This is a genomic window from Thiorhodococcus mannitoliphagus (genome assembly GCF_010915725.1).
GTDB lineage: Bacteria > Pseudomonadota > Gammaproteobacteria > Chromatiales > Chromatiaceae > Thiorhodococcus > Thiorhodococcus mannitoliphagus.
In genome coordinates, this window is the sequence record NZ_JAAIJR010000288.1 from 1 (window position 1) to 2,312 (window position 2,312).

Consider the following 2,312-nt stretch of genomic DNA (forward strand, 5'->3'; position numbering starts at 1 on the left):
TGCGGCTCCAGGCGGCATCCTAGCTAGAGCCGGCGCTCGTCCTTCACATAATTCAAGCCTTCACATAGATCCTGTTATGTGAATGTTCACATAACCGCGTAGAGCCGTCCGCAAGGCATGCAGCCCGGCGTCCGCTTTCCGGAGCCCTCTACCAGATCGTCGTCGCCACAGTCAGTGACGGCATTGCGTAATCTGGCCGATGATCTCCTAGCAAGCTTGTTGTGTGGGACATAAAGGACATGATCACATATAGGAACGGCAGAAACGGGGGAGGGGTCAGGATTCACGAAAAACCTCCGACAGCAACAAAAAAAGTGTTCTTGGATTTGCCGGAAACGGACGAAAGCCGTGCTCCTCATAGAAGCGCACGGCGGCATCCGATAGGGCCTGAACCAACAGTGCTTTGACCCCGACCATTTCGGAAACCTGCACCGTGCGCAGAACAGCGTCACGCATCAAGGCTTTTCCCACACCATGCCCTTGCCATGTCCTCTCAACGGCCAGGCGTCCCAAGACCATCGCGGGGATCGGGTCGGGCATGTTTCTCCTCAATGCCCCCGGCGCAATCTCAGCCGAGATCGAGGCGGTCGCAAGGCAGTAGTACCCGACAACCTGCCCATCGGCGCAAACCACATAGGTGCGTGACGCGCCTCGGGCTTCATTTCGCAACGCGCGCTGCTTGAGCCATTGATCCAGGCTGGGTTCGCCACTGTCGAAGTCATCCAGCCGATGCCCGGCTGTCAGCGGCGCGGGAGCCTGCCAGCGAACAGAAGTCATCGACACCTTACGGCTCCCAAGGGGCCGGGGTCGTCATCAACTTACGGAGCTTCGGGTTTTCACTGGGGGGGGCGTCCAGCAAGGCTTGAAACTGCTCGAATGCCTCGGCGTTGAGGGCAAAGACACGCTGCTCCAGCAACACCGCCTCGGCCTCCCGGCACGCCGTCTCCAGCACGAAATCCGAGCGCGTTTTACCCAGCAGAGTCGCGGCCTGATCAATAAGGTCGCGCTGCCGACGCTGCGCCCGGATGTTGATATTGGAATCGCGGACCGCTGGGGTCGGTGTATGAGGATCGACTGAGGACATAACCCGTCTCCGTCAAAAAATAGTTATCTAAATGGTATAGCCGTTGTGTGCGCACAATGTCAATACAAATACTACAGGTGGCGGATCATTCTCTGGCCGCAAAAAAGGGCGTGCATCTCCTTGGCGGTCGTCCACTGTGGGGGTAGTCCCAACACTCGTGTCACCAGCCGCCACTGAGCACACGAAAAACCTCCACACCGGGGTTTCTGGCCGAAATGCCTTGCCGACAGGGTTTTCGTGCGGTTTCAGCGTCGATGCGACGCTCTATGTTCTCGACTTGTTGCCGTTGTCGGAAAACGGGTGTTTTCCGACATGTTGACCCTGGCGAGCGCGGCTTGGCAGTCACTCGCATTGACTGTCAGCTTCCAGGAGCTGTCGCCCAACTCTGCGGGCAATCCGGCAGGACTCGGCCATGAACGGACATAGCCGTACCGAATCGAAAGCTTGCCGTGTAGCAAAAAGGGCACGCAGTTGCTGGCGATTGGGCACCCTGGAAAGTCCACCACTCCACTCCCTGGGTCGCCTACCGTTAAGCACCGCTTAACGCGGTTATGTGAAGGTTCACATAACCGCGTGATGCCGTCGCAGAGATTCCAAGGCCGGGCGGACGGTTCTGGTCGGCTTGTTGCCACAACGAAGGCCCAAGGCGGGCATCGTCGTGCCTCACAAGCCGCGACAAATAGCGGTGGCGAAAACTGGCAGGTCTAGCGGGAAGTATTCTAGGAAAAATTCGCGAAATAAGGTGAGCGGCAACACCCTGTCGCGCGATCGACATCCCTGGACGAGTCACGTCCGATCTTCGAGGCGGAAGCCAAGTATACTCTAAATAGTCATAATTTGCGATTTATTGAATCGCTGAAATTTCAATGACAATAGAGATTCCATCTCATCTTTGTAAGTAGTATGAGCTTCTGAAATACAATCGGAGATGGCTTGCTTGAAAACTGGAAAGCTGTCGTAATAGCATGAGTAAATAACCTTCTTCTTGAAAAATTTCCAGAGTCTTTCGATGAGATTAAGATTTGGCGAGTAAGATGGGAGATAGAGAAGATCAATGTCAAGTGACAGCGCTAGCTCCGTGACAAGACGGCATTTCTGATATCTTGCATTATCTAGAATCAGTGTGATCGCCGCATCGGTATGTTTTTCTGATAACTTCTGAAGGAGCTTGCAAACGCTCAAAGCATTAATATAGGTATCATTGGTGACGGTCACGATTTCATGCGTG

The 2,312-nt window shown here is 54.7% G+C and carries 3 protein-coding genes; all 3 read right to left on the reverse strand.

Going from position 1 to position 2,312, the window contains the following annotated elements; translation table 11 throughout:
• Positions 1-276: 276 nt before the first annotated feature.
• Positions 277-777: a GNAT family N-acetyltransferase gene (locus G3480_RS26200; RefSeq protein ID WP_164657137.1), complete on the reverse strand. Its 501-nt coding sequence runs from the start codon at positions 775-777 to the stop codon at positions 277-279.
• A 7-nt stretch (positions 778-784) separates the two neighbouring features.
• A complete protein-coding gene (locus G3480_RS26205; protein WP_164657138.1) occupies positions 785-1,084 on the reverse strand; it encodes a type II toxin-antitoxin system TacA family antitoxin in 300 nt (99 codons plus the stop codon).
• Positions 1,085-1,906: 822 nt separating this feature from the next.
• Positions 1,907-2,312, reverse strand: a 406-nt coding sequence (locus G3480_RS26210) for a transposase (RefSeq protein WP_206171914.1), incomplete at its 5' end; no start/stop codon positions are given.

Excerpts from the sequence above, each read along its gene's own strand:
- G3480_RS26200 (WP_164657137.1), bottom strand. The coding sequence starts at position 777 with ATGACTTCTGTTCGCTGGCAGGCTCCCGCGCCGCTGACAGCCGGGCAT.
- G3480_RS26205 (WP_164657138.1), bottom strand. The coding sequence starts at position 1,084 with ATGTCCTCAGTCGATCCTCATACACCGACCCCAGCGGTCCGCGATTCC.